Origin of the sequence: Flavobacterium channae (genome assembly GCF_021172165.1) — a bacterium.
GTDB classification, from domain to species: Bacteria; Bacteroidota; Bacteroidia; order Flavobacteriales; family Flavobacteriaceae; genus Flavobacterium; species Flavobacterium channae.
Map to the genome: position 1 here is coordinate 2,468,333 of NZ_CP089096.1, position 22,378 is coordinate 2,490,710.

At 30.8% G+C, this 22,378-nt stretch carries 26 protein-coding genes; 7 read left to right on the top strand and 19 right to left on the bottom strand.

What is annotated here, in order from left to right; genetic code table 11:
* Positions 1–10: 10 nt before the first annotated feature.
* The 3 genes from aat to LOS89_RS11470 form a co-directional block, all read right to left on the bottom strand.
* A complete protein-coding gene (aat, locus tag LOS89_RS11460; RefSeq protein WP_231835379.1) occupies positions 11–649 on the bottom strand; it encodes a leucyl/phenylalanyl-tRNA--protein transferase in 639 nt (212 codons plus the stop codon).
* Between the two features lie 101 nt (positions 650–750).
* Complete coding sequence (locus LOS89_RS11465) at positions 751–1,128, bottom strand: DUF3127 domain-containing protein (RefSeq protein WP_231835380.1); 378 nt, start codon at positions 1,126–1,128, stop codon at positions 751–753.
* Positions 1,129–1,139: 11 nt separating this feature from the next.
* A complete protein-coding gene (locus LOS89_RS11470) occupies positions 1,140–2,015 on the bottom strand; it encodes a flavin reductase family protein (RefSeq protein ID WP_231835381.1) in 876 nt (291 codons plus the stop codon).
* Positions 2,016–2,119: 104 nt separating this feature from the next.
* On the opposite strand from LOS89_RS11470, the gene LOS89_RS11475 reads away from it, so the two are divergent.
* Positions 2,120–3,277, top strand: a complete 1,158-nt coding sequence (locus LOS89_RS11475; protein ID WP_231835382.1) for a sensor histidine kinase — start codon at positions 2,120–2,122, stop codon at positions 3,275–3,277.
* On the opposite strand, the gene LOS89_RS11480 is transcribed toward LOS89_RS11475, so the two are convergent.
* From LOS89_RS11480 to greA, 3 genes are all read right to left on the bottom strand, one after another.
* The gene (locus LOS89_RS11480; RefSeq protein WP_231835383.1) at positions 3,267–4,358 is read right to left on the bottom strand and encodes a transglutaminase domain-containing protein; all 1,092 of its coding nucleotides are present in this window, start codon (positions 4,356–4,358) and stop codon (positions 3,267–3,269) included. The genes LOS89_RS11475 and LOS89_RS11480 overlap by 11 nt on opposite strands.
* Positions 4,359–4,485: 127 nt before the next feature.
* Positions 4,486–4,875 (bottom strand): HIT family protein, encoded by a 390-nt coding sequence (locus LOS89_RS11485; RefSeq protein WP_231835384.1) that lies wholly within the window; start codon positions 4,873–4,875, stop codon positions 4,486–4,488.
* 11 nt (positions 4,876–4,886) lie between these two features.
* Positions 4,887–5,363, bottom strand: coding sequence for a transcription elongation factor GreA (greA, locus tag LOS89_RS11490; protein ID WP_231835385.1), 477 nt, complete (start codon positions 5,361–5,363; stop codon positions 4,887–4,889).
* Between the two features lie 156 nt (positions 5,364–5,519).
* Between greA and LOS89_RS11495 the strand changes: the two genes are divergently transcribed.
* A complete protein-coding gene (locus LOS89_RS11495; RefSeq protein WP_231835386.1) occupies positions 5,520–5,942 on the top strand; it encodes a Rieske (2Fe-2S) protein in 423 nt (140 codons plus the stop codon).
* A 56-nt stretch (positions 5,943–5,998) separates the two neighbouring features.
* Here the strand turns inward: LOS89_RS11495 and LOS89_RS11500 are convergent, their stop codons facing one another.
* From LOS89_RS11500 to LOS89_RS11525, 6 genes are all read right to left on the bottom strand, one after another.
* A complete protein-coding gene (locus LOS89_RS11500; protein ID WP_231835387.1) occupies positions 5,999–8,185 on the bottom strand; it encodes a TonB-dependent receptor in 2,187 nt (728 codons plus the stop codon).
* A 231-nt stretch (positions 8,186–8,416) separates the two neighbouring features.
* Positions 8,417–8,818, bottom strand: a complete 402-nt coding sequence (arfB, locus tag LOS89_RS11505; protein WP_231835388.1) for an alternative ribosome rescue aminoacyl-tRNA hydrolase ArfB — start codon at positions 8,816–8,818, stop codon at positions 8,417–8,419.
* Complete coding sequence (locus LOS89_RS11510; protein WP_231835389.1) at positions 8,811–10,346, bottom strand: DUF4301 family protein; 1,536 nt, start codon at positions 10,344–10,346, stop codon at positions 8,811–8,813. Before LOS89_RS11510 ends, arfB begins: the two co-directional genes overlap by 8 nt.
* Entirely contained in the window at positions 10,316–10,930 is a 615-nt protein-coding gene (pnuC, locus tag LOS89_RS11515) for a nicotinamide riboside transporter PnuC (RefSeq protein WP_231835390.1), read from the bottom strand. The genes LOS89_RS11510 and pnuC overlap by 31 nt, the downstream gene beginning before the upstream one ends.
* Positions 10,930–11,643: a phosphoglycerol geranylgeranyltransferase gene (locus LOS89_RS11520; RefSeq protein ID WP_231835391.1), complete on the bottom strand. Its 714-nt coding sequence runs from the start codon at positions 11,641–11,643 to the stop codon at positions 10,930–10,932. Before LOS89_RS11520 ends, pnuC begins: the two co-directional genes overlap by 1 nt.
* A gap of 4 nt (positions 11,644–11,647) precedes the next feature.
* Entirely contained in the window at positions 11,648–12,274 is a 627-nt protein-coding gene (locus LOS89_RS11525; RefSeq protein ID WP_231835392.1) for a 4'-phosphopantetheinyl transferase family protein, read from the bottom strand.
* A gap of 128 nt (positions 12,275–12,402) precedes the next feature.
* On the opposite strand from LOS89_RS11525, the gene ahcY reads away from it, so the two are divergent.
* From ahcY to LOS89_RS11540, 3 genes are all read left to right on the top strand, one after another.
* Positions 12,403–13,719, top strand: a complete 1,317-nt coding sequence (gene ahcY / locus LOS89_RS11530) for an adenosylhomocysteinase (protein ID WP_231835393.1) — start codon at positions 12,403–12,405, stop codon at positions 13,717–13,719.
* 311 nt (positions 13,720–14,030) lie between these two features.
* Complete coding sequence (locus tag LOS89_RS11535; RefSeq protein ID WP_231835394.1) at positions 14,031–14,696, top strand: hypothetical protein; 666 nt, start codon at positions 14,031–14,033, stop codon at positions 14,694–14,696.
* 428 nt (positions 14,697–15,124) lie between these two features.
* A complete protein-coding gene (locus tag LOS89_RS11540) occupies positions 15,125–16,225 on the top strand; it encodes a DUF4407 domain-containing protein (RefSeq protein WP_231835395.1) in 1,101 nt (366 codons plus the stop codon).
* A gap of 53 nt (positions 16,226–16,278) precedes the next feature.
* Here LOS89_RS11540 and LOS89_RS11545 read toward each other — a convergent pair whose 3' ends face one another.
* The 5 genes from LOS89_RS11545 to LOS89_RS11565 form a co-directional block, all read right to left on the bottom strand.
* On the bottom strand, positions 16,279–16,986 hold the full coding sequence (locus LOS89_RS11545) for a PH domain-containing protein (protein ID WP_231835396.1): 708 nt from the start codon (positions 16,984–16,986) through the stop codon (positions 16,279–16,281).
* A gap of 118 nt (positions 16,987–17,104) precedes the next feature.
* Positions 17,105–17,596 (bottom strand): hypothetical protein, encoded by a 492-nt coding sequence (locus LOS89_RS11550; RefSeq protein ID WP_231835397.1) that lies wholly within the window; start codon positions 17,594–17,596, stop codon positions 17,105–17,107.
* Positions 17,597–17,639: 43 nt separating this feature from the next.
* Entirely contained in the window at positions 17,640–18,011 is a 372-nt protein-coding gene (locus LOS89_RS11555) for an MmcQ/YjbR family DNA-binding protein (protein ID WP_231835398.1), read from the bottom strand.
* Between the two features lie 53 nt (positions 18,012–18,064).
* Complete coding sequence (locus tag LOS89_RS11560) at positions 18,065–18,436, bottom strand: four helix bundle protein (protein WP_231835399.1); 372 nt, start codon at positions 18,434–18,436, stop codon at positions 18,065–18,067.
* 51 nt (positions 18,437–18,487) lie between these two features.
* Complete coding sequence (locus LOS89_RS11565) at positions 18,488–19,255, bottom strand: cyclase family protein (protein WP_231835400.1); 768 nt, start codon at positions 19,253–19,255, stop codon at positions 18,488–18,490.
* Between the two features lie 52 nt (positions 19,256–19,307).
* On the opposite strand from LOS89_RS11565, the gene LOS89_RS11570 reads away from it, so the two are divergent.
* Positions 19,308–19,688 (top strand): hypothetical protein, encoded by a 381-nt coding sequence (locus LOS89_RS11570; protein WP_231835401.1) that lies wholly within the window; start codon positions 19,308–19,310, stop codon positions 19,686–19,688.
* A 4-nt stretch (positions 19,689–19,692) separates the two neighbouring features.
* On the opposite strand, the gene hemW is transcribed toward LOS89_RS11570, so the two are convergent.
* Positions 19,693–20,823 carry a radical SAM family heme chaperone HemW gene (gene hemW, locus LOS89_RS11575; RefSeq protein WP_231835402.1) on the bottom strand — a complete coding sequence of 377 codons (1,131 nt, stop codon included), beginning with the start codon at positions 20,821–20,823 and terminating at the stop codon, positions 19,693–19,695.
* A 49-nt stretch (positions 20,824–20,872) separates the two neighbouring features.
* Positions 20,873–21,427, bottom strand: coding sequence for a crossover junction endodeoxyribonuclease RuvC (gene ruvC / locus LOS89_RS11580; protein WP_231835403.1), 555 nt, complete (start codon positions 21,425–21,427; stop codon positions 20,873–20,875).
* Between the two features lie 20 nt (positions 21,428–21,447).
* Here ruvC and LOS89_RS11585 point away from each other — a divergent pair, with 20 nt between their 5' ends.
* Positions 21,448–22,377, top strand: coding sequence for a hypothetical protein (locus LOS89_RS11585; protein ID WP_231837073.1), 930 nt, complete (start codon positions 21,448–21,450; stop codon positions 22,375–22,377).
* Position 22,378 lies beyond the last annotated feature (1 nt).

Consider the following 22,378-nt stretch of genomic DNA (forward strand, 5'->3'; position numbering starts at 1 on the left):
AGAACAAGGCTTAAATATTTTTCAAAACCATTAAAAAATCTTCCCTTTCGATTTCCACACAACCCAAACTTGCTAAATGATCGTTATAAACTTGACAATCTAATAAACGATAATTAGCAAATTCCAATTGTTTTGCCAATGCTATAAAAGCTATTTTACTTGCATTGGAAACCTTTGAAAACATACTTTCACCACAAAAGACGTGTCCTAAATCAACACCATACAAACCACCAACCAATTCATCGTTTTCCCAAACTTCAACGCTTTTAGCAATACCAAGCTCATGAAGCTGGCAATACGCTTCCACCATATTATTAGTAATCCAAGTACCTGGCTGGTCTTTTCGTTTAATTTTTTTGCAGTTTACAATTACTTCTCTAAAAGCTGTATTAAACGTTACTTTAAACTTTTTTTGATTGATGATATTTCGCATGCTTTTCGAAATTTTTAAATCTTCAAAAAACAACACCATTCGCTCAGGTGGACTCCACCATAAAATAGGTTCATCGTCTTCAAACCAAGGAAATATCCCTGAATTATATGCCAAAACCAATCGTTCTGGAGACAAATCACCACCAACAGCAACAATACCTTCAGGAGAAGCCATTTCAACAGGAGGAAAATACAATTCTTTGGTAAGGAAATACATTTGGTCAATTACAATTACAAAATAAAATTCAAGTTCAATAAAAAAGTCAGAAATTTAAGCATCACTTAAACTTCTGACTTCTATCTTCCGACTTTTAACTTTTAGAAAGGTAAATCGTCGTGCTCTTCTTCTTTAAAGTTTGTTGCAGGTTCAAAAGCTTCTGAAGCAGGCATTGGAGGCATTTGTGGAGCTACTGGAGCTTCAGCTTGCATTTTTTCAATTCTCCAACCTTGAATAGAGTTAAAATATTTTGTTTCTCCTTGCGGATTAACCCATTCTCTTCCTCTTAAGTTGATAGAAACCTTTACTTGTTCACCTACATTATAATTGTTCAATAAATCGGTTTTATCTTGTGCAAACTCAATCAAAATATGTTGAGGATATTGCTCTTCTGTAGTAACTACTAACTCTCTTTTTTTGAAAGATGCACTTACTTGTTGTACTGGGTTAATTAATTTTACTCTTCCTAAAACTTCCATAATACTTAAATTTATTTCTTTGCTAATAATAATTTCCAAGCGTCAATCGCTCTTCCATTATCTACATACTCTTTTGCTTTTTGAAATTTTGTATCCAAATCATCAGCGCTTAAAACTGCTTTTACCTCAAAATTTTCTTTTACAAATATAGCAATTTCTTCTTCTGTTGGAATATTTTCTATGTTTCCTAATTTACCCAAATCGTTTCCATTAAAATAACCACTTTCTTTGATGAAATCTGGAATCATATCTACTCCTACTCCAAGAGTTGTAAGCGGCTTTTCTACTTCAAACATCCCTACATTAGAACGGCTATACCAATTTCCTCCCATTCGGGCAACCAAATCAATTTTGTGTTGGTCAATCATACCGGTTGCATCTAAAACCGACTCATTAATGTGAATTTTTACAACTTCACAAATAATCAAATTCCCAGCACCACCTTGATCTCCTAAAGCAACAACATCATTAATTTTACATTCAAATTGCACTGGACTTTCTGCCACGCGAAATGGTTTTACTTTATCTGATTTTAGCATTGTAAATCCAGCTTTTTCAAACTCATTTACACCATCAGGATATTCTGTACTCGATAATGACATTTGCTGAACAATATCATAATTTACCACATTAATTACTACTTCTCTTGTGCTATTTGCATTAATCAAAGTATGTTTAATCGTATTATCGCGAACACGTCTTGCCGGTGAAAAAATTAAAATCGGTGGATTAGAACTAAACACATTAAAGAAACTAAATGGTGATAAATTTGGATTCCCATTAGAGTCAATTGTACTAGCAAATGCAATTGGTCTAGGCGCAACCGCACTCTGTAAATACCCTTGTAATTTTGCTGGCGCTATTTCTTTTGGATCGATGCTTAACATGCTGAAATTATTTTCTACAAAGATAACAAACAATTGCAAGTTCAATTACAAGAACCAGCATCAAATTAAAAAGGTTTTATTATTTTTACATCAAATATTGGTACATGCAGTTTTCAGAAAAGCGAAATCTAACGCGTTGGTTTATCATAATTGCTTCTTTTTTCATAGTAACTTTAATACTTTGGAATACTTATAACTTTTTTCAAATTTTTAAAAATGAAGAAAGAGCAAAAATGGAATTTTGGGCAAGTGCACAAAAAACATTAGCTAATGCCAATGAACATACCGATGTAGAACTTCCTTTTCAAATTATTACCAATAATACTACCATTCCCATTTTTATTACCGACAGCAAAGAAAATATTATCGACTTCAACAATATTGATGAAGAAATTTCAAAAGATAGTATTGCTTTAAACAAGTATTTCAATTCGATAAAAAACGACAACCAACCCATTAAAATGGAGCGTTCCAACAACAAATACCAATTGGTATATTACGGAAATTCGCCTCTTTTAAACAAATTGAAATATTATCCTGTTGCACTTTTATTGATCATTATTTTATTTGGAGCAGTAGTGTATAATTTTTACCGAGCTACAAAAATGGCCACTCAAAACAAACTTTGGGCAGGAATGGCAAAAGAAACAGCTCACCAGATAGGAACGCCACTTTCTTCATTAATTGGTTGGTTAGAAATTTTAAAATTGGACAATGTTGAAGAAAGTACGATTACCGAAATTGAAAAAGACATTTCGCGGCTTCAAACAATTACAGATCGTTTTTCTAAAATTGGAAGTGAACCTGTATTAGAAAAACGCGATATCATTGAAGACACTAAAAATACCGTTGAATATTTACAAAGTCGTGTATCGCAACAGGTTTCCTTTACTTTTAAAGCACCTCAACATCCTATTTATGTTGAATTTAATCCAGCTTTACATAGTTGGACAATAGAAAATTTAGTAAAAAATGCGATTGATGCAATGAAAGGAAAAGGTGCGTTGAACATCAACATAACCGAACTTGAAAACTTTGTTAAAATCCGAATTACCGATACTGGTAAAGGGATTCCTAAGAACCAATTTTCAAAAGTTTTTGAACCAGGTTTTACAACCAAAAAACGTGGATGGGGATTAGGATTATCATTAACAAAACGTATTGTTCAAGACTATCACAAAGGAAAAATCAAAGTAGAACATTCAGAAATTGGAAAAGGAACGACTATGCAAATGAGTTTTAAAAAATCCACTATTGTTTAACTGGCTTTCCAGACCAAATTACTTTATCCACCATTTTTTTTCTATCCTTTTTACTTTTTGAAATGTAATCTTTTACAAAATCATACTGTTCTTGAGATTGTTTAACTGCATCTGCTATAGAAGATCTTAACTCATTAAAACTTGCTGCATTTTCTTTTCCAACACTACTAATCCCGAAAATTTCTCTTTGAATATTTTCCAATCTTTCTTTTGGTGTTTGAATCATCTCTAAAAGAATTGCATCAGAAAAAGTTGGGGTAAACCCTTTGTTTCGGTAAATTATAAAATCGTTTAATAAAACAATTGCCACATTGTAATCTTCGATAATTTCGGTTACTTTCTCAATATTCTTATTTAATCTTGTAGCATTGAATACACTTTTTTTATAGTTGTACTCTTCTAAAATTAAATCATTTATAATTTCATTATTCTGAATTCTTTCCGAACTTTCAAAAGCTTTATCAATTTCCGACAACTTGTTGTATTTGTCTATCTCATTTTGATAATCAAAGTTCACTAAAGGTTTGTTATCATAATTTTTACCGTTATAAAATTCACGATTTGAAATTGGTTCTTTAGAAAATTGCCATAAAAAATCAAATGGCATGTGCGATTTAACGGCTTCTGAAGGCAACATCTTATAATGTTTAGAAGCAATATTAGAAACAAACATATTGCTTGTTGTAACATATCCAGAATCCCAGGTTGGATCAAAAACATACCAATTAGTATCTTTCATCTTTATTGCACACCAAGCGTGAGAAACTTTTGCAATTTGATTATTTTGTTTTGTATAACCTGAAACGATTTGAGATTGATATCCTAATTGATCAAGCAAAGCTTTGAAAAGCTTAGCATAGTGAATACAAACCCCTGATTTATTTGCTATTGTTTTGGATACAAAATCTTCATCACTACTAAATAATTCAGTTGTAAAACTAAAATTTACATCATAAGAAATTGTAGAAATGACAAAAAAATATGCCGCCTTAATTTGCAATTCCTCTCCTTTAAAATGTAATTTAATATAATCTGAAATTTGAGCTACAGATTTTGTTTGATTTTCAGGAATTTGTCGCATTGACTTTTCAACAGTAGTATAAATATTCTTTTGTTGTGACAATACTACTGTTTGAAAAAATAAAAGGGCTATAATTAAATATCTCATAAAAATAAACACAAAAAAACACCTTAACGGTGTTTTATTATTATATATTAGAACTTATCTGCTTTGCTAAATCCTGAAACTCTTCAGGCGTTAAACTTGTTTTTCTTTGAAAACGCATATCGTCCATATCCTGTAGCGGAATTAAATGCACATGTACATGAGGCACTTCTAATCCAACAACTGCAACACCAATACGCTTACATTCTACTGATTTTTCAATGGCTTTTGCAACTTTTCTAGAAAACTTCATCAATCCTAAATAAAGTTCTTCATCCATGTCAAAGATTTTATTAATCTCTTGCTTCGGAATACATAATGTATGTCCTTTTGCATTTGGATTAACATCTAAAAATGCCAAATAATTTTCATCTTCAGCAATTTTATAACACGGAATTTCGCCGTTTACTATTTTGGTAAAAATACTAGCCATTTTGTGTAAAATTAGTCTCTTGTAATTTCTAAAACATCAAATTTTAACACACCATTTGGAACGTTTATCTCTGCAACCTCTCCAACAGATTTCCCTAACAATCCTTTACCAATAGGTGATGTAACAGAAATTTTTCCAGTTTTTAAATCAGCTTCACTTTCTGCTACTAATGTGTATTTCATTTCCATACCATTAGCTTGATTTTTAATCTTAACAGTCGACAATACCAATACTTTTGACAAATCCAATTGTGATTCATCAATTAAACGTGCATTTGCAACTAACTCTTCCATTTTAGAAATTCTCATTTCTAATAATCCTTGTGCTTCTTTTGCAGCATCATATTCTGCATTCTCTGATAAATCTCCTTTATCTCTTGCTTCTGCAATTGCTTGTGACGCTTTTGGGCGTTCTATACTTTTAAGTTGGTCTAATTCTTCTCTTAATTTTTTTAATCCTTCTGCTGTGTAATAAGATACTGTACTCATAACTTCATAGTTTATATAAATAGAAAGAATCCCACCTGCATGGGATTCCTTTTCACAAAGATAGTAATTTATTTTTAATATTAATTTAAGTAATATCGTAATGTTTAGTCAAAAGTAATTATTTAAATTTGTTTTACAATTGAAAGTAAAAATCGAATGAAAAAATACATTTTACTCTTTTTAATTCCTTTATTTTTTGGGTGCGAAAAAGAAAGTTTTCAAAACAACAATCCTTATCTTCCAAACTATGGATTTAATTTGAATATTAATATGAATTTACCACAATATAGCTCTTTACAATTTCCAAGTAATGCTGTTTATATTAGCAGTGCGGGAGTTGGAGTTAGAGGAATTTTTGTGTTTAACACAGGAAGTGGTTATGTAGCTTTTGATGCTGCTTGTCCTAATCAAGCTTTAAGTTCTTGTTCAACTATGACATTAAGCGGTATTGAAGCTATTTGCCCTTGTGATAACGCAAGATATAGTTTGTTTTCTGGTCAGGCACAAGGAATGCAATATTCAATGAAACAATATCGAGTAGAGCAATTAGACGCGCTCTCGCTACGAGTTTACAACTAACAAAAAAGCCTGAAAAAATTATTTTTTCAGGCTTTTTTTAACTTAACTTAATTTAACTAAAATTTTAAGGTTGCTCCAACTAAGAAATTAATCCCAGCTTGCGGATAGTAACCTGTTCCTTCAATAGTAACTGGAGTTGGGCCTGACCAAGTATCGTCATACGTATAGAAATAGCCATTAGACTCATATTCTATATCAAAAATATTATTTACTAAACCAGAAAACACAATCGACTTAATACCTTTATTGATTTTCCAATCATACGAAACATTAAAATCGTTTATGAAATAACCATCTAATTTTGACTTGTCCGAATCAATATTCCCCATATATTGTTCACCTACCATTTTAGATAATAACGAAAGTTGTAATCCTTTAACTGGTAAGAAAGTAAATCTATTTCCAAAGATAAAATTAGGTGAATACGCAATATTTGTATTTCCTAAATTTTGAACTACACCATCTCTCTGAAAATAAAAGTCTTCATTTTTATTTTGACTAATCGTAACATTTGGATTTAATATTAACTTATCTGTTAATACAATTGTAGATTCTACTTCTAAACCTAATCGGTAACTTTTTCCACTATTTGTGAAAATTGGAGAACCCACATCGTTTAAGGCTCCTGTCATTACCAACTGATTATTGTATCTCATGTAAAATGCATTTGCGTACAATTTCACATTTTTAGTGTTGTATTTCCAACCCAATTCATAATCAAATAAACGTTCTGGTTTAATTGCTCCACTTTCGTAATCGTCGCGTCTTGGTTCTTTGTTTGCAACTCCAAAATAACCATAAAAAGCATTCTTTTCATCCAATTGAAAATTCAAACCTGCTTTTGGATTGAAAAATCGGAACGTATCATTAACATCGTCAAATTTTACGCTTGTTGCATTATAAAAAACCATTCTATATTGTAAATCGGCAAACAAATTTAACTTACTTGTAATATTGTAAGATGCTTTTGTATACACATTCATATCGTCTTTGTTTCCATAATTATCATAGTAACGATTTGGCGCTGGAATGTAGTTAGGTGTCCAAACTACTTCTCCATAATGCAATCCTAAATAACGATTGGCTGCACCACCAAACAATAAATCTAATTGTGATGTTTTGTAATTTAAAGAGAATGTTGCTCCAAAAAAATCATTATCTAACCAACGCTTTCTTACTAAATCTGAAATAGAATTACCATTAAAAGCTGGTAAATTATAATCAGTTAAATCTTCGTCTTCTTTATATTGTTCGAAATAACCTTTTCCAATTGTGTAGTGTAATGCAGCATTTGAAATCCATTTTTCAGACCACTTTTCTGTCCAATGTAATTGGAAATGATTTTGCCAATAATTATCGGTTTCATTATCATAAAACTGCATATCACCATTATCATCAAAGTACATCCCTGCTGGATTAAAAGTTCTATCACCATCTAAATCTTCTATCCCGTACCAAGCTTGATAGGTTTTTTCTTTTCCTCCAAATGCTAAAAGCTTGATTAAAGTAGATTCTTTCACATAATTAGCATTAAAGAAATAACCAAACATATTAGAAGTTGCTCTATCAATAAAACCATCAGAAGCAACATTTGAAACTCTTGCATTTAATTCGAAATTATTATGCAAACCCGTTCCAAAAGATAATGTGTGCTTTCTTGTATTAAAACTTCCGAAAGAATTGGCAACCTCAGCATATGCTTTTTCTTGATACGATTTGGTTTCCATGTTCAAACTCGCACCAAATGCACCAGCACCATTTGTAGATGTTCCAACACCTCTTTGCAACTGAACACTTTCTAATGAAGATGCAAAATCAGGTAAATTAACAAAGAAAGTCCCTTGACTTTCACTATCGTTAAAAGGGACACCATTTAATGTTACGTTAATACGAGAACCATCGGAACCACGCACGCGCATGTAAGTGTAACCAACTCCGTTACCAGCATCGGTAGTGCTAACAACAGAAGGCAAATATTGCATTAAAACTGGAACATCTTGACCCAAATTTCTTGGAGCAATTTCTTCTTTTGAAACGTTAGTGTAAGTAATTGGATTTTTGTCTTTCGCTCTAACAGACGAAACAGTAACTTCTTTTAATTCGGTTACTTTAGTAGTGTCTTTCTGAGTTTCTTGAGAATAAGACACAAAAGGTAAAAGGCAAAAGGTAAAAGGTAAAAGAAAACTAAAATAGTTATTCTTTGTTTTTGGCAATAAGCCCTCTTTTTTGAATAAAGTTTTCATTCGTAAAATAAATACGAATAAAAGGGGTAATTATTCCTTGTTTAAAAATTAAATATTGATACTCGCGAGAATAAAAGCACACTTTGGCCTTCAATGTCTTTTTTTCTCTATTTCCTTGGCAGCATTACCCGCCCAGGTTCTATGGGTATGATCTCAGCTCGATATTTTGAGCACCCCTTTGAGACGCGGCAAAGATAGGACTCTTTATTTCAAACTTCCAAGTTTAAAGAATTAAAAGTTTGTTTTTTTTCTGTTTTGTTTTAAAACACTCATTACTTTTTTTGAATTAAGGCGTTTTTCTTTAACAGCTCTAGGAATTTTTGTTTCTTTTCTTTCTTTTTGAACCTTTAGTGCATTTTCTAATAACTTAAAACACTTCTTAATGACTTTTTCCTTGTTCTTAAGTTGGCTTCTATCTTCTTCGCTAGTTAAAATTAAAATTCCATCTTGCTTAAGTTTTGTAGCAATTTTTGTTTGCAGCAACACTTTTTCATCCTCAGATAATCCTTTAGAATTAGCCAAATCGAAATTAAGCACCACTTTTGAAGATACTTTATTGACGTTCTGTCCGCCAGCTCCGCTACTTCTTACCGCTTTGAAAGTAAACTCGGATTGTAAAATAGTTTTATCCATTATCTGGTTGATGAGCCGATTTTAATAAATCGTTTACAGTTTTAACAGGATTAAAAGTTTCTAACGGCACCTCAACAAATATAGTTGTCCATTTTGCCATGGCACCATTCCATAAACCTGGAAGTTCAAAAGCTTTAATTGGTTTGCCATATTTCGTTTTTTCAGTAATAAAAGCGGCATTATGATCAATAAAATTTACTAAATCAAATTTTTCGCCTTTAAAGTTTTTAACCCCACAAACAATATCCACAGGATTAAAATGAGTTGCTTCTTTAACTATGCTTTTTTGAGATTTATTATTCATGTCAATTTGAGATGTCTCAACAATTTGCAAAGTCAATCTGCCTTTTTCGTCTTGAACCCAAAACGGTCCACCACCAGGCTCACCTTCATTTTTAACCATTCCACAAACGCGAATTGGACGATTTAAAACTTTTATCAAGTACTCAATTTTATAAGCTGTTTGAAAGAAATTAAACTCTTCAGGTAACGGAAATGAACATTTATTTTCTGCAAAATCTTTTATCTCGTTGATTTCAGATTCCGTAACATTTCCTTCTGATAATTTTTTTAAATATTCGAATATTAGATATTGCATTCGAATTAAAACACCGCCTAAGACCTTCTTATAAGTTGCAATTATATCGACATGGTTTTGAGATACATTATCAATATTTTTAATGAAAATAATGTCTGATTGAATCGAGTTTAAATTATCTATCAAAGCTCCGTGTCCGCCTGGTCTAAAAAACAATTGATTGTCTTCAATTCTAAATGGCGAATTATCTTCATTAACCGCTAAAGTATCAGACGATTGATTTTGATATGAAAAACTAACTTCACATTCTGGAAATTGATTGGTAATTTTAGTAAAATCAGCTAGAAATTCTTCTGTAATTGTGAAGTGAATTTTTGTTTTTTGATTTTCCTTTTTGAAAAAATGAGCTTCAAAAATATTTTCTTCGATTGGAGTTGTAATTTTTTCGCCCTTTACATGAAAAGGTAATATCCCTTTTGGTTTGTTTGCAAAATCCAATCCTTCCTTGCTTAGAAGCGTTTTAATTAAAAAATAATGCTTATTATCACTTGATAATGAGTAATAATTTGGATATAATTGAATTGTTCTTTGTTTTAATTCTCTATAAAACGGAAAATTCTTCAAACCAAAAATAAAAATAGAAACGTCTTTAGCATTCTTTTTATTGATGTAACCGTTGATAGTGTCGTTTTCAAAATCAAATTCATTTAAAAATTCATTCAGAAACTTAAACATACGCGTTGCAGCACCAGAAGCTGGAATAAATTTTTCAATCGTGTATTGATTTTTATATTTATCAAAATAATCAACAAACGAATCGATTTCTTCTTTAGAAAATTGCCAAATTCCATCATTAATGGTAGCCGATTTTACTAAATTTATTTTAGGAATTCCTTGAATAAAAAAATCCAACTGTTGTTGCACTTTTTCTAATGAATTTCCTCTTTCCGTAATGTATTTTATATCTTGTTCTGTAAATATTTTTTCCATTCTAAATAACCGTAAATAGCAATAATTGTAAATACAAAAAATTGCATACTAGAAAACGTTAACCCTTTATAGAAATACAAAGGAACTGAAATAATATCGGCAACAATCCAAATTATCCAGTTTTCAATTTTTCTTTTGGCCATGAGCCACATCCCCACAAAAAACAAACCTGTTGTAAATGTGTCTACATATGCTGTCCAATCTGTAAATTTATCAAAAAAATGGTAAATAAAGGCTACAAAAATCAAAGTTCCGATAAAAATCAAGCTGGAAATAAAAAAGTCTTTCTTTTTCATTACTGAAATAGGAAACTCCTCTACTCCATTTTTCTTTCTTGTCCACAAATACCAGCCTAGAATACTCATTATGGAATAATAAATATTAATGATTAAATCACCATATAATTTCCATTTAAGTAATATATAAACAAAAATAAGTGTACTTACTAAACCCGTCGGATACACCAAAACATTGTTTTTTTTAGCAAACAAAACACTAATTGTTCCAAACACAACTGCAGTAAGTTCTAAAAAAATAAAAAGATTAGAGTAATCTTTATACTGAGAAAAAAGAAACTCTATCATTATAAAAAGAAATTTGGATTGTTTTCAAAAGCTGTCCCAATCACTACCAAATCGGCACCAGCTTCATGAACTTCTTTTATTTTTTCTAATGAGCGAATTCCTCCGCCAACAATTAGTGGAATATTGATATTTTGAACTACAAATTGCACCATTTCTAAAGAAACATGCTTTTCAGCTCCACTTCCTGCTTCTAAATAGATTAGTTTTTTACCTAAAAACTCACCCGCTTTTGCCGTTTTGTAAGCCAATTCTACATTGCCATACTCAATTGGTTGAGTTTGACTAACTCTTTGCACAGCCGTTTCTTTGCCTCCATCAATTAGTAAATAACCTGTTGGAATAATTTCCAAATTAGACTTTTCTAAAGCATCAACTGAATTGATATGATGTTCAATTAAATATTCAGGATTTCTACCAGAGAGTAAACTTAAAAACAAAATCCCATCAGCTTCATTTGAAATTTGCGAAGGATGACCTGGAAAAATTAAAACTGGTAATTGGGTTTTAGTTTTTATAATTGCAATAAGCTCATCTAAATGCGTTCCACTAAAAGTGCTTCCTCCAATAAAAATATGTGTTGCAGGCGAAGAAATGATTTTTTCAGATAAAGTTACTGCAGCTTCAATCGAAACCTTTTCTGGGTCAATTAAAATAGCTAAAAGTTTTTGATGGTTCTTTTTTGCCCGAAGTATATCTTGATATAAATTTTGCATTTTACTATTTTGGAAAGGCGCACACAAAGATATACTCTTCTATGTTATAAAATTGAATTGTAAACTTTTCTATTTGGTTATTAAAATGCAATTCGGCAGAACAGTTGCCTGCTGCTACATCAAATTCGTTCTCAAAAATATGCTCTGGAAAACTAATCCCTACTTCATTTTTAATTTTGAATATCGACTCTTTAACTCCCCAAATAACAGTTGCTTTCTGTATTTTTTCTGTATCAGATAAATTTTCTAAATGCTTCATTTCTAAAAAACGAGGTGCAATTCGCAAAATTTTGTCTTTGCATTTTTCCAAATCAATTCCCATTAATGAATCACTAATACAAATACACGAAAATTCATGAGAATGCGAAATAGAAATATGTTTTCCATCATTTAAATGTGGCTTTCCTTGCTCATCATAACTCAAATCATAATCAGTATATCCTAAATGTTGCAACAACATTCGCACAGCTAGAAATCCTTTTTGATGACTTTCTGATTTCATTCCTTCATAACGAAACAGCGTTACATCTTTCAAAGAAACTGCTCTAAATAAATCAGTTACATCTTCAGAAATTTTCCAAAAGTATGCAGTTGTTGATTCGTTTATGGATATAGCTTTATAAAATGGCATTTATATTTTATTGTAATTCAAATAATTAGCAAGATAAACAATTCACAAAATTTTATTTAATATTTAGAAATTAAAAAGTTATGTTGTAACTTTGCAACCTCAAAATTAAAAATTAATTATATATTATAATGAGTACAAAAACAATTCCGTATGTACCATACAAAGTTAAAGATATTTCTTTAGCAGAATGGGGTAGAAAAGAAATTCAATTAGCAGAAGCTGAAATGCCAGGTTTAATGGCTTTAAGAGCTGAATATGGTGCTAGCCAACCTTTAAAAGGTGCTCGTATTGCTGGTTGTTTACATATGACTATTCAAACTGCTGTTTTAATTGAAACATTAGTTGCTTTAGGTGCTGATGTAACTTGGTCATCTTGTAACATTTTCTCTACTCAAGATCATGCTGCTGCTGCTATTGCTGCTGCTGGAATTCCAGTTTATGCATGGAAAGGAATGAATGAAGAAGAATTTGATTGGTGTATTGAGCAAACGTTATTCTTTGGAGAAGATCGTCAACCATTAAACATGATTTTAGATGATGGTGGTGATTTAACAAATATGGTTTTCGATAGATATACTGAATTAGTTGAAGGAATTAAAGGTTTATCTGAAGAAACTACAACTGGAGTTCACCGTTTATACGAAAGAATGAAAGCTGGAACTTTATATATGCCTGCTATCAACGTAAATGATTCAGTTACTAAATCTAAATTTGATAATAAATATGGTTGTAAAGAATCTGCAGTAGATGCAGTTCGTAGAGCAACTGATGTTATGTTAGCTGGAAAAAGAGTTGTTGTTTGTGGTTACGGTGACGTAGGAAAAGGAACTGCTGCTTCTTTCCGTGGTGCTGGTTCTATTGTAACTGTTACTGAAATTGACCCAATTTGTGCTTTACAAGCTGCAATGGATGGTTTTGAAGTTAAAAAATTAGACACTGTTATTGGTAATGCTGATATTGTAATTACTACAACAGGAAATAAAGATATTGTTGTTGGTCGTCACTTTGAAGCTATGAAAGATAAAACTATCGTTTGTAACATCGGACACTTTGATAACGAAATTGACATGGCTTGGTTAAACAAAAACTACGGAAGCTCTAAAGTTGAAGTTAAACCTCAAGTTGATATTTACAATGTAAACGGTAAAGAAGTTATTATTTTAGCTGAAGGTCGTTTAGTAAACTTAGGTTGTGCAACAGGTCACCCATCATTTGTAATGTCTAACTCTTTCACAAACCAAACTTTAGCTCAGTTAGAGTTATGGACAAACAGTGCAGCTTACAAAAATGAAGTGTATATGTTACCTAAACATTTAGATGAAAAAGTAGCAGCTTTACATTTAGCTAAATTAGGAGTTGAATTAGAAACTTTAAATGATGAGCAAGCTGCTTACATTGGAGTTGAAGTTCAAGGTCCATTTAAACCAGAATACTACAGATACTAAAAATTGGTAAATAGTTTACAGTCCTGAAATTTCGAGATAAGTAATCCGTTTATTTTTTGATACTAAAACCCTCACAGAAATGTGAGGGTTTTTTATTGATAGTATTTGAAATATATTATTTATTTTTTATTTAGATTTTGATAAATACGTTATAAAATTGCATTTTAGGTATTAACACATTAATACATTAATATTTCCACTATATTAATGTTTATAAATTATAAATTTAACAAAATAAGTAAAATTTAACATTTGTTTTTTTTTATAAAGTTTGAATTCAGTAAATTTATATTAAACTAAATTTAACTATTATGAAAAAACTTTCAACAATTTTATTGTTACTTTCGGTGAGAGTAATAGTTGCGCAAGTAGGTATTGGCACTACAACACCAACCGCTCAATTAGATGTTAATGGGACTTTAAGAGTTCGAACAACAGTTTTAACTAATAACATTAGCGCTGCTAAAGATTCAATCTTAGTGGTTGATAATATTGGAAATGTAAAAAGAGTATCTTCCAAAACGGTATTTGAAAGCAATTTAAAATCATGTGTAAAAGGTAGCTTCAATAGTTCAAGTGATGTGACTCTAACTTTATTGGCGGATGCTTGTAAGATTGGGTTTGATTTTGTTGAATTCGACTTAAACAATGAGTTCAATACGACGCAATCAGAGTTCACGGCTAAACAAGATGGGATTTATCAAGTTTCGGTTCAAATCAAAGCTACGTCAGCTATTGCGGTTGCTACAAACTTTGGAGTAGCCATTTTGAAAAATGGAACAGTAGTTAATAGGACTTCGTTTGCTAATGTTGGAGTAGTTGGTGTAAATGTTACGCCTCCTGTTAGAACGGTAACAACACTGGTGAGTTTAAATACTGGCGATACAATTAGTTTTAATGTGTTAAGTACTTTATTGAGTTTGAATCTGCTTGGAACAAGAGAAGATTGTAATTTTACCATTAACCAAATAAGGTAATTAATACCTTTGTTTTCATAAATTTATTTTTAGTATTGAATATGCTTTCCAAATTCATATCATAATATATTACTGGAATAAATGAAAATGGGCTAAATCTGTTGTTGTTCAGCGGTATCTAAGACAGAATATTACATTTAATATCTAGTTTAAATATTTGTTAATCCTTAATCAAAAGATTGGGGATTTTTTTTTAAAATAATCGATAGTAATCTGTGATAATTTATGATAATCTGTGTTTTAAATTTATAGATTCTCTGGGCTATTTTGTGCTTTTCTGTGTGGTAATTTAATAATTAATCTAAAAACTTGTAACAAAAAACCATTTTTGGCAACAAATTTGTAATCATCATCATCAATCATCAACTAACCATAAGTGTTTTCTTTCCAACAAGTCAGAACAAGTTTATGGTTTTAAACGAATCGTTATGCTAAAATCATTTTTTATTCTTTGTTCTGGAGCGGACAAAGATATTGTTTCCTCATGCTCTAACGGAGAACAGAATAAATATGCCGGAATTGGCGCTACTGTTTTCTTTACTGCAGTTATGGCTTTTGTAGCTTGTTCTTATGCTTTATATACGGTTTTTGACAACGCGTATATGGCGGTGTTTTTTGGTCTCGTTTGGGGTTTGCTTATTTTTAATTTAGATCGATTTATTGTTTCTACCATTCGTAAGAAAGGTAATTTTATGGACGAATTCATTCAGGCTTCTCCACGAATTGTCCTAGCGATGATTATTGCAATTGTAATTTCAAAACCCTTAGAAATTAAGATTTTTGAGAAAGAAATTAATACGGTATTGTTGAAGGAAAAGAATGAAATGGCTATTGCCAACAAAAAACAAGTAGCCGATTATTTTAAAACTGATGTAGATAAAAACCAAGCGTCAATTGATAGTTTGAAGAATCAAATTAAAGCTAAAGAAAAAGAAGTGGCGGCGTTGTATCAATCGTATATAACTGAAGCTGAAGGTTCTGCAGGAACGAAGAAAATGGGTAAAGGGCCTATTTATAAAGAAAAACGTGCGGCTCATGATGCTGCAATAAAGCAATTAGATTCTTTAAAAGTGAGTAGTGCTAAAACGATTGCCGAAAAAGAAGCAAAGGGTAAAACATTGCAAGCCGACTTAGATAAAAAAGTAGCGGATTCTCAACCGATTATTGATGGGTTTGATGGTTTAATGGCGCGTATTAATGCTTTAAACAAACTTCCTCTATTACCTTCTCTTTTTATTATGTTGTTGTTTTTAGCTATTGAAACTTCGCCCATTATTGCCAAATTATTATCACCAAAAAGCGAATACGACTTCAAACAAGAAGATAGCGAAATGGGAATCAAAAACATGTTGGCTCAAAATCGTTATCAAAGTGAATTGCAAAAACAAACCGATGCAGAAATTTACGACAAAGTATATGCTGACATCAAAGAAGATAAAGAATTATATAACTACAAAAAGAAAAGTGCAATGGAATTATTAAAACTCCAAGCCGATGGTTTTGTAGAGAAACAGAAAAAATCAATGTAAAAACATAGTAAAGAAAAACCCAACATTTTGAAGTGTTGGGTTTTAATTTTATCTTACAAATATTTTAAAATATCCGATTTTAATCGATCGTACTCGCCTTGAAGGATTAATCCATTATCTAATAATTTCTTATAATTCTGAAGTTTAGCAAACAATTCGTCTTGTGTTAAATGTGCCAATCCTTTTTCCTCTGAAATTGGCGCTTCAACTTCTGTATCGCGAATAACGTCATTTGGAGTTGGCATGATTTCAGCATAAAGCGTTACTTCTTCTGTTTGAATTTCCTCAACTTCGGCTTCTTGAACAAGAGTTTCAATTGGAGCTTCTGTTTTAACTTCTTCCACAACTGGTGTAGCTACTTTTGGATTTTTCAACAAATCCAATTGCTCTTTAGCGTAAGTATATAATTTTCGCGCTTGATTCTTTGGTAAATAATCAACAGTATGTGTTAAATCAGAATTCGTAGTAAAAGTAAAATCAGCTCCTAAAATACCTTCTTTTACAAATGAACCTGCAATATCATCCCAATCGTAATCAATGAATTCCATTGACAACCCTAAGTTTTTAGGCTTACACAAAATGATACGTTTGTTTGTCACCACAATGCTGTCTGGAAAAATTGTCACCGCTGGTTTTTTCTGAACGGCAATGTAGCCTACTTCTTCGTTCGACATTAAAAGATTTTCCAATTTAGCCGTAATTTTCTCAATAGCTTTTGGATCTTGATCTTCGTTTAATATTTTTTTTAAGTTGTCAATCATGATTGTTTTTAAAATTTTATGTGCTAATTATTTAGAAATTATCTATGTAAATAATCTAATACAAAGTTAAGCTAATTTATTATTTCATCATGTCTCAATTGAATCAAAAATTCAACGGCTAAAGCTTATTAATAATTTCAACTTTATATTTTGATTTAAGCTTTTCGCAAATTTCTAAAGCAACATTTTCATCTTTTGTATAATAAAGTTTTACAGGTTTTCTATTCTCTGAAAATAAATTGATTAAAATTACTTTTTCTGAAATTCTTGCAGAAGCTGTAGAACTCATTCCTATCCCTCCTACTTTGGTTGAAACCTTACTCCTGGATATCGAAATATATTCTATCTCAGGAAAATTTTTCCAATCTCCAATATTTAAACCTAAAATTGAAAAAACACTTCTGTATTGATTGTTTTTCAAATCTAACTCAATTCCATCTTTAGATAAAAGAACAAAACCTCCTATTATCAAGGCTATCCAAATCAAAACAAAAGCAGGTCCAAATGTCACATTTAAAAACAGCAATAGTAACAATCCTGAAATCCAAAGTATGTTTCCTAAAACTAAAATTTTTAAAGTTGTTTTTTCAAGATAAAGATATTTTTCCAAAGTTTTGTTTGCTTATATATAATGGCAAGCACAAAAGTAATGCCTAATTTTCTACTTCTAGAATTTCTTGTTGGACTTTTTTTGTCAAACTTTTAAAAATCAAATCATAGGAGTGATTGATTAATTCGCACATCATTTTATCGGAAACATCGCCATTAAATAAAACCGTATTCCAATGCACTTTACTCATATGCCAACCTGGCTGAACGGCTTCGTATTCTGCTCTAAGTTCCAATGCTCGATCGGGATCACATTTTAAATTCAAGGAAGGTTCGCCTTTTTCCCATTGTGATAGCGACGTCAAACAAAACATTTTACCTCCTACTTTAAACACTAAAGTATCTTCATCAAAAGGAAAATGTTCGGTAACTCCTTTTTTAGATTGACAAAATTCGTAAAGTTGCTGGATGTTCATAATTAAAAGTTGGGAGTAAGGAGTTTTTAGTTGGGAGTTTTATATCGTTTAATTTATATTTTACTTGAACCGAATTTATCTGGATTATTCATCATATAATAAATTAGTTTACCAACTTCAGTATTTAAAGCTGTTAACTCAATATATTTTATTTCTTCTAAATAACCACATGCTAATGAAAAATCTAACCAAACTTGAGTTTCAGAATTTTCTGCTTCAGCATCAGTAAGTTTACTCAAGAAATTTTTTGGATAAACTCTTTTTCTATATGATTCTGTAATTGTTACGGTAACACTTCTAGAACTTCTCCTAATTTGATCTATTAAAGAATACTTTTCTTCTTTTGGAAAAGTTTTAGATACATCAAAAATCAACATAGCTAAGGCGAACGATTTTTTATAGGCTAATAAATCTTTATAATCCATATTACAATATTAAAACTAATTACTCTAACTAATCTCCAAACTAAAAACTCCCTACTCCAAACTATACAAAACGGGTTTCGATGGACTTGCATCATTCTCAAATGAAGCAAATTGTAAATTCAGCATATAACTTCCATCTTCAACTTCTTCATCAACGTAAATCATTTCGGTTATGGTACAATCAAATCGTGCGTCTTCATTCACATTATTGACGTCTTTTACATTCCAAAACGCTTTATGAGCTAATAATTTACGTTCATCGTGTTCTTTGTCTACACTTGGCAAATCGATTAACAAATGTTTAATTCCTTTCTCTCTGATGTAAATTGCTGCAGCTTCTTCCAAATATGGAGGATTTGTATTCGAATAGTTCAAATGCTTTTTCATTTCCAAATTTGGTAATGTTCTTATAACAATAGCTTCGGGCGATTTTTTATCCAAAGCTATCTCAACTTGTTCTTTTGTAATAATCAAATCTTCCCCAATCTCTTTTGGTTCTACCGAAATCAATTCTGCAGTAAAGAAAAATTGCTTCAAACACTGATTTACCGAATAAAAATCATGGGTAATATGTCCTAAACATTCGGTATGAGTTCCATGCGCATGTGGGTTGAAGAAAATATTATTAAAATTTGTTGACGATTTTCCTTCAGAAACTTTTCCAATCCAATCACCCATTGTTACTGGCTCGATTTCTGGTGTATTTTGATACCATGCAATCGGATTTTGCTCATTATTGGTCAATGAAATTGAAATATCAATTGGTTTTGATAAGTCGATTTCGTATTCTAAATTATTATGTTGAATTGTAGTTTTCAAAAGAATTAATGATTAAATTTACAAGGTTATTCTGACCTTAAAGATAGTTAAAATGAAGAAATATTTTGTTATCCTTTCATTTTTATATAGTGTTTGCTTTTTTTCTCAAATAAAAACAGACTCAGTACAACTTGTTTTACAACCAATTAAATTGGATGTGAAATTAAATTCGAACAAACACTTTATCTCTTTTAATCAATTAAAATTTTATACAAAAAATGATTTTTCAGTTTACAATAAAGCTACTATGCTGAATGATAATTTTTCGGTTTACAAAGGTCAATTTGAATACAAAAATTCTGTTTTTATCCCTGAAAACATGGTATATAATTCTAAAATAGATTCTTTTAATCCTAATGGAGCTAGTGAATTTGGTAGTGCTCTTATAATTGGCGTTTTAAATTTTGCGCAAGGTTTATTTAATACAAAATAAGCTTTTACTTGTTCAACAAAAATAAATCTGAGGCAATTCCATCTGAAAGAAATTTACCTTTTTGTGTAGTTCTTAAAATCTTATTTTCAACAAACAACAAATTATCTTCGATAAATTTTGCAGCTTGAAGATTCAAATAATCCAAAAATGTTTTACCAAACTCTTTTTCAATTCTTTCCAAAGAAACACCCCAAATGGTTCGCAAACCTGTCATAATATATTCGTTATAACGATCGGTTTGGGTTAACGTTTCGATTTCAATTGGCAATTTATCATCTTGAATTGATTTTATATAAAGTGAATTGTTTGCTACATTCCAACCTCTGTTTTTTCCATCATAACTGTGAGCAGATGGTCCAATTCCAATATATTTTTTACCCAACCAATAACTAGAATTGTTTTTTGAAAAATAATTTTCTTTACCAAAATTAGACAATTCATAATGTATAAATCCGTTTTCCTGAAGCGTTTCAACCAAAATATCAAACTGATTTGAAGCCGCTTCATCGTCTGGCGAAGCAATAATTCCTTTTTTTATAAAATTATCCAAAGCTGTTTTAGGTTCGACTGTTAAAGCATAACTTGAAATATGTGGAATACCAAAAGAAATTGCTTTTGCAATATTCTGTTTCCATTTTTCATTGCTCGAACCCGGAATTCCATAAATCAAATCGATAGAAATGTTTTCGAAATAATGTGTTGCAAATTCTAAACACTTTTGTGCTTCTATTGCATTGTGTGCACGATTCATCATCTTCAAATCGTCTTCAAAAAAAGATTGAATACCAATTGATAAACGATTGACTTTGTTCTTAGATAAATCAACTATCCTTTCTTCTGATAAATCATCCGGATTTGCTTCTATCGTAATTTCTGGATTTACAACAACATTGTAATTTTGATATACTTGTTCAATCAAAAAATTTAAATCTTCATTAGATAATATCGAAGGTGTTCCTCCACCAAAATAAATGGTTTCCACAACCTCATCTTGAAACTCATCTTTGCGCATTTTAATTTCTTTAGCTAAAGCCAAAACCATTTCTTCTTTTTTCTTCAATGAAGTAGAAAAATGAAAATCGCAATAATGGCAAGCCTGTTTGCAAAATGGAATATGTATGTAGATACCTGACATTTTATTAGTATTCAGTAGCAGTCGCAGTTTGCATCACTACGACTGAAAACTATTTTTTTACTCGTGATTCATTTTGTTTTACAAAAGCATCCCAACCTGAATAACTTTTTCCAGCCACAACTTTGTTGGAATTAAAAAAATGACAAACTGCAGCTGCTAAACCATCAGTTGAATCAAGATTTTTAGGCAATTCTTTCAAACCTAATAATTGCTGGAGCATTTTAGCAACTTGTTCTTTACTGGCATTACCGTTTCCGGTGATTGCCATTTTAATTTTCTTAGGTTCGTATTCGGTAATTGGAATTTGACGAGACAAACCAGCCGCCATGGCAACTCCTTGAGCTCTTCCTAACTTAAGCATCGATTGTACATTTTTACCAAAAAAAGGCGCTTCAATTGCTATTTCATCAGGATGATGCGTTTCAATTAACTCAATTGTACGTTCAAAAATGACTTTCAATTTCATATAATGATCATCATACTTGTTCAGAATCAATTCATTTAACTGAAGAAACTCCATTTTTTTATTGATTACTTTTATCAAACCAAAACCCATGATGGTTGTTCCGGGATCAATTCCTAATATGATGCGTTCGTTTGCCAATTTTTCTTTTCTTTGTAGTAATGAAATCTATTCCTCACAAAGCTAAACAATTCCTAGTTTTTACCATCAAACTTTTGATTGTAATTGGTGCTTTTTATTTTATTTACCATCAAATTTCATCTAATCAAAAACTAGATTGGAATAAATTTCAAACTTTAGTTGTTGAAAAAACTTCATTAATTACGTTTTTATTTGTTTTACTATTTAGTGTTGCTAATCGTTATTTGGAAATTTTAAAATGGCAAAATTTAGTTAATTTCATCAAACCAATTTCTGTTGGAGAAGCTAGTAAACAAGTATTGGGAGCGTTAACAGCAGGAATATTTACTCCAAACGGTTTAGGCGAATATGCCGGAAAAGCTTTGTTCTTCAAAAAAGAAAAAACCAAAAAAGTTATTTTCTTGAATTTGATCTGCAATGGAATTCAAATGATTTTAACTGTCATTTTCGGAACAATTGGTTTGTTGTTTATAGGTTATGGATTATGGGTAATAGGGATTGTTCTTTTTGTTTTGGGATTTGGGATTTTAGCTTTCTTCTCAAAAAATATCACCATAAAAGGTTATTCTATTCAGAAATTGCTTCATAAGATTAATGAAATTCCAAAAGCTATTCATAGAAAAAACATCCTTTTAGGAACCTTACGATATTTGGTTTTTTCACATCAATATTATGTTTTGTTCTTAGTTTTTGATGTCGATTTGCCATATTTAACTTTAATTAGTTCAATTGCAGCCGTTTACTTTTTAGCCTCATCTTTACCAAGTTTTCAATTTTTAGATTTTGCAGTAAAAGGAAGCGTTGCCGTTTTTTTCTTTGGAAAACTCGGAATAAACGAATGGATTGTAATTTTTATTAGCACTTTGATGTGGCTGTTAAATATTGTTTTGCCTGTTATTATAGGAAGTTATTTTGTTATGCGATTTAAATTGAATGACAAAAAACCATAAT

Bases quoted from the DNA above. Each gene is read 5' to 3' on its own strand.
- ahcY (WP_231835393.1), top strand. From the start codon at position 12,403: ATGAGTACAAAAACAATTCCGTATGTACCATACAAAGTTAAAGATATT.
- LOS89_RS11510 (WP_231835389.1), bottom strand. From the start codon at position 10,346: ATGGAAAAAATATTTACAGAACAAGATATAAAATACATTACGGAAAGA.
- LOS89_RS11525 (WP_231835392.1), bottom strand. From the start codon at position 12,274: ATGCCATTTTATAAAGCTATATCCATAAACGAATCAACAACTGCATAC.
- greA (WP_231835385.1), bottom strand. From the start codon at position 5,363: ATGAGTACAGTATCTTATTACACAGCAGAAGGATTAAAAAAATTAAGA.
- LOS89_RS11570 (WP_231835401.1), top strand. From the start codon at position 19,308: ATGAAGAAATATTTTGTTATCCTTTCATTTTTATATAGTGTTTGCTTT.
- LOS89_RS11535 (WP_231835394.1), top strand. From the start codon at position 14,031: ATGAAAAAACTTTCAACAATTTTATTGTTACTTTCGGTGAGAGTAATA.
- LOS89_RS11555 (WP_231835398.1), bottom strand. From the start codon at position 18,011: ATGAACATCCAGCAACTTTACGAATTTTGTCAATCTAAAAAAGGAGTT.
- arfB (WP_231835388.1), bottom strand. From the start codon at position 8,818: ATGGATAAAACTATTTTACAATCCGAGTTTACTTTCAAAGCGGTAAGA.
- LOS89_RS11520 (WP_231835391.1), bottom strand. From the start codon at position 11,643: ATGCAAAATTTATATCAAGATATACTTCGGGCAAAAAAGAACCATCAA.
- LOS89_RS11480 (WP_231835383.1), bottom strand. From the start codon at position 4,358: ATGCGACAAATTCCTGAAAATCAAACAAAATCTGTAGCTCAAATTTCA.
- LOS89_RS11470 (WP_231835381.1), bottom strand. From the start codon at position 2,015: ATGTTAAGCATCGATCCAAAAGAAATAGCGCCAGCAAAATTACAAGGG.
- aat (WP_231835379.1), bottom strand. From the start codon at position 649: ATGTATTTCCTTACCAAAGAATTGTATTTTCCTCCTGTTGAAATGGCT.
- LOS89_RS11560 (WP_231835399.1), bottom strand. From the start codon at position 18,436: ATGGATTATAAAGATTTATTAGCCTATAAAAAATCGTTCGCCTTAGCT.
- hemW (WP_231835402.1), bottom strand. From the start codon at position 20,823: ATGTCAGGTATCTACATACATATTCCATTTTGCAAACAGGCTTGCCAT.
- LOS89_RS11475 (WP_231835382.1), top strand. From the start codon at position 2,120: ATGCAGTTTTCAGAAAAGCGAAATCTAACGCGTTGGTTTATCATAATT.
- LOS89_RS11500 (WP_231835387.1), bottom strand. From the start codon at position 8,185: ATGAAAACTTTATTCAAAAAAGAGGGCTTATTGCCAAAAACAAAGAAT.
- LOS89_RS11485 (WP_231835384.1), bottom strand. From the start codon at position 4,875: ATGGCTAGTATTTTTACCAAAATAGTAAACGGCGAAATTCCGTGTTAT.
- LOS89_RS11540 (WP_231835395.1), top strand. From the start codon at position 15,125: ATGCTAAAATCATTTTTTATTCTTTGTTCTGGAGCGGACAAAGATATT.
- LOS89_RS11545 (WP_231835396.1), bottom strand. From the start codon at position 16,986: ATGATTGACAACTTAAAAAAAATATTAAACGAAGATCAAGATCCAAAA.
- pnuC (WP_231835390.1), bottom strand. From the start codon at position 10,930: ATGATAGAGTTTCTTTTTTCTCAGTATAAAGATTACTCTAATCTTTTT.
- LOS89_RS11465 (WP_231835380.1), bottom strand. From the start codon at position 1,128: ATGGAAGTTTTAGGAAGAGTAAAATTAATTAACCCAGTACAACAAGTA.
- LOS89_RS11585 (WP_231837073.1), top strand. From the start codon at position 21,448: ATGAAATCTATTCCTCACAAAGCTAAACAATTCCTAGTTTTTACCATC.
- LOS89_RS11495 (WP_231835386.1), top strand. From the start codon at position 5,520: ATGAAAAAATACATTTTACTCTTTTTAATTCCTTTATTTTTTGGGTGC.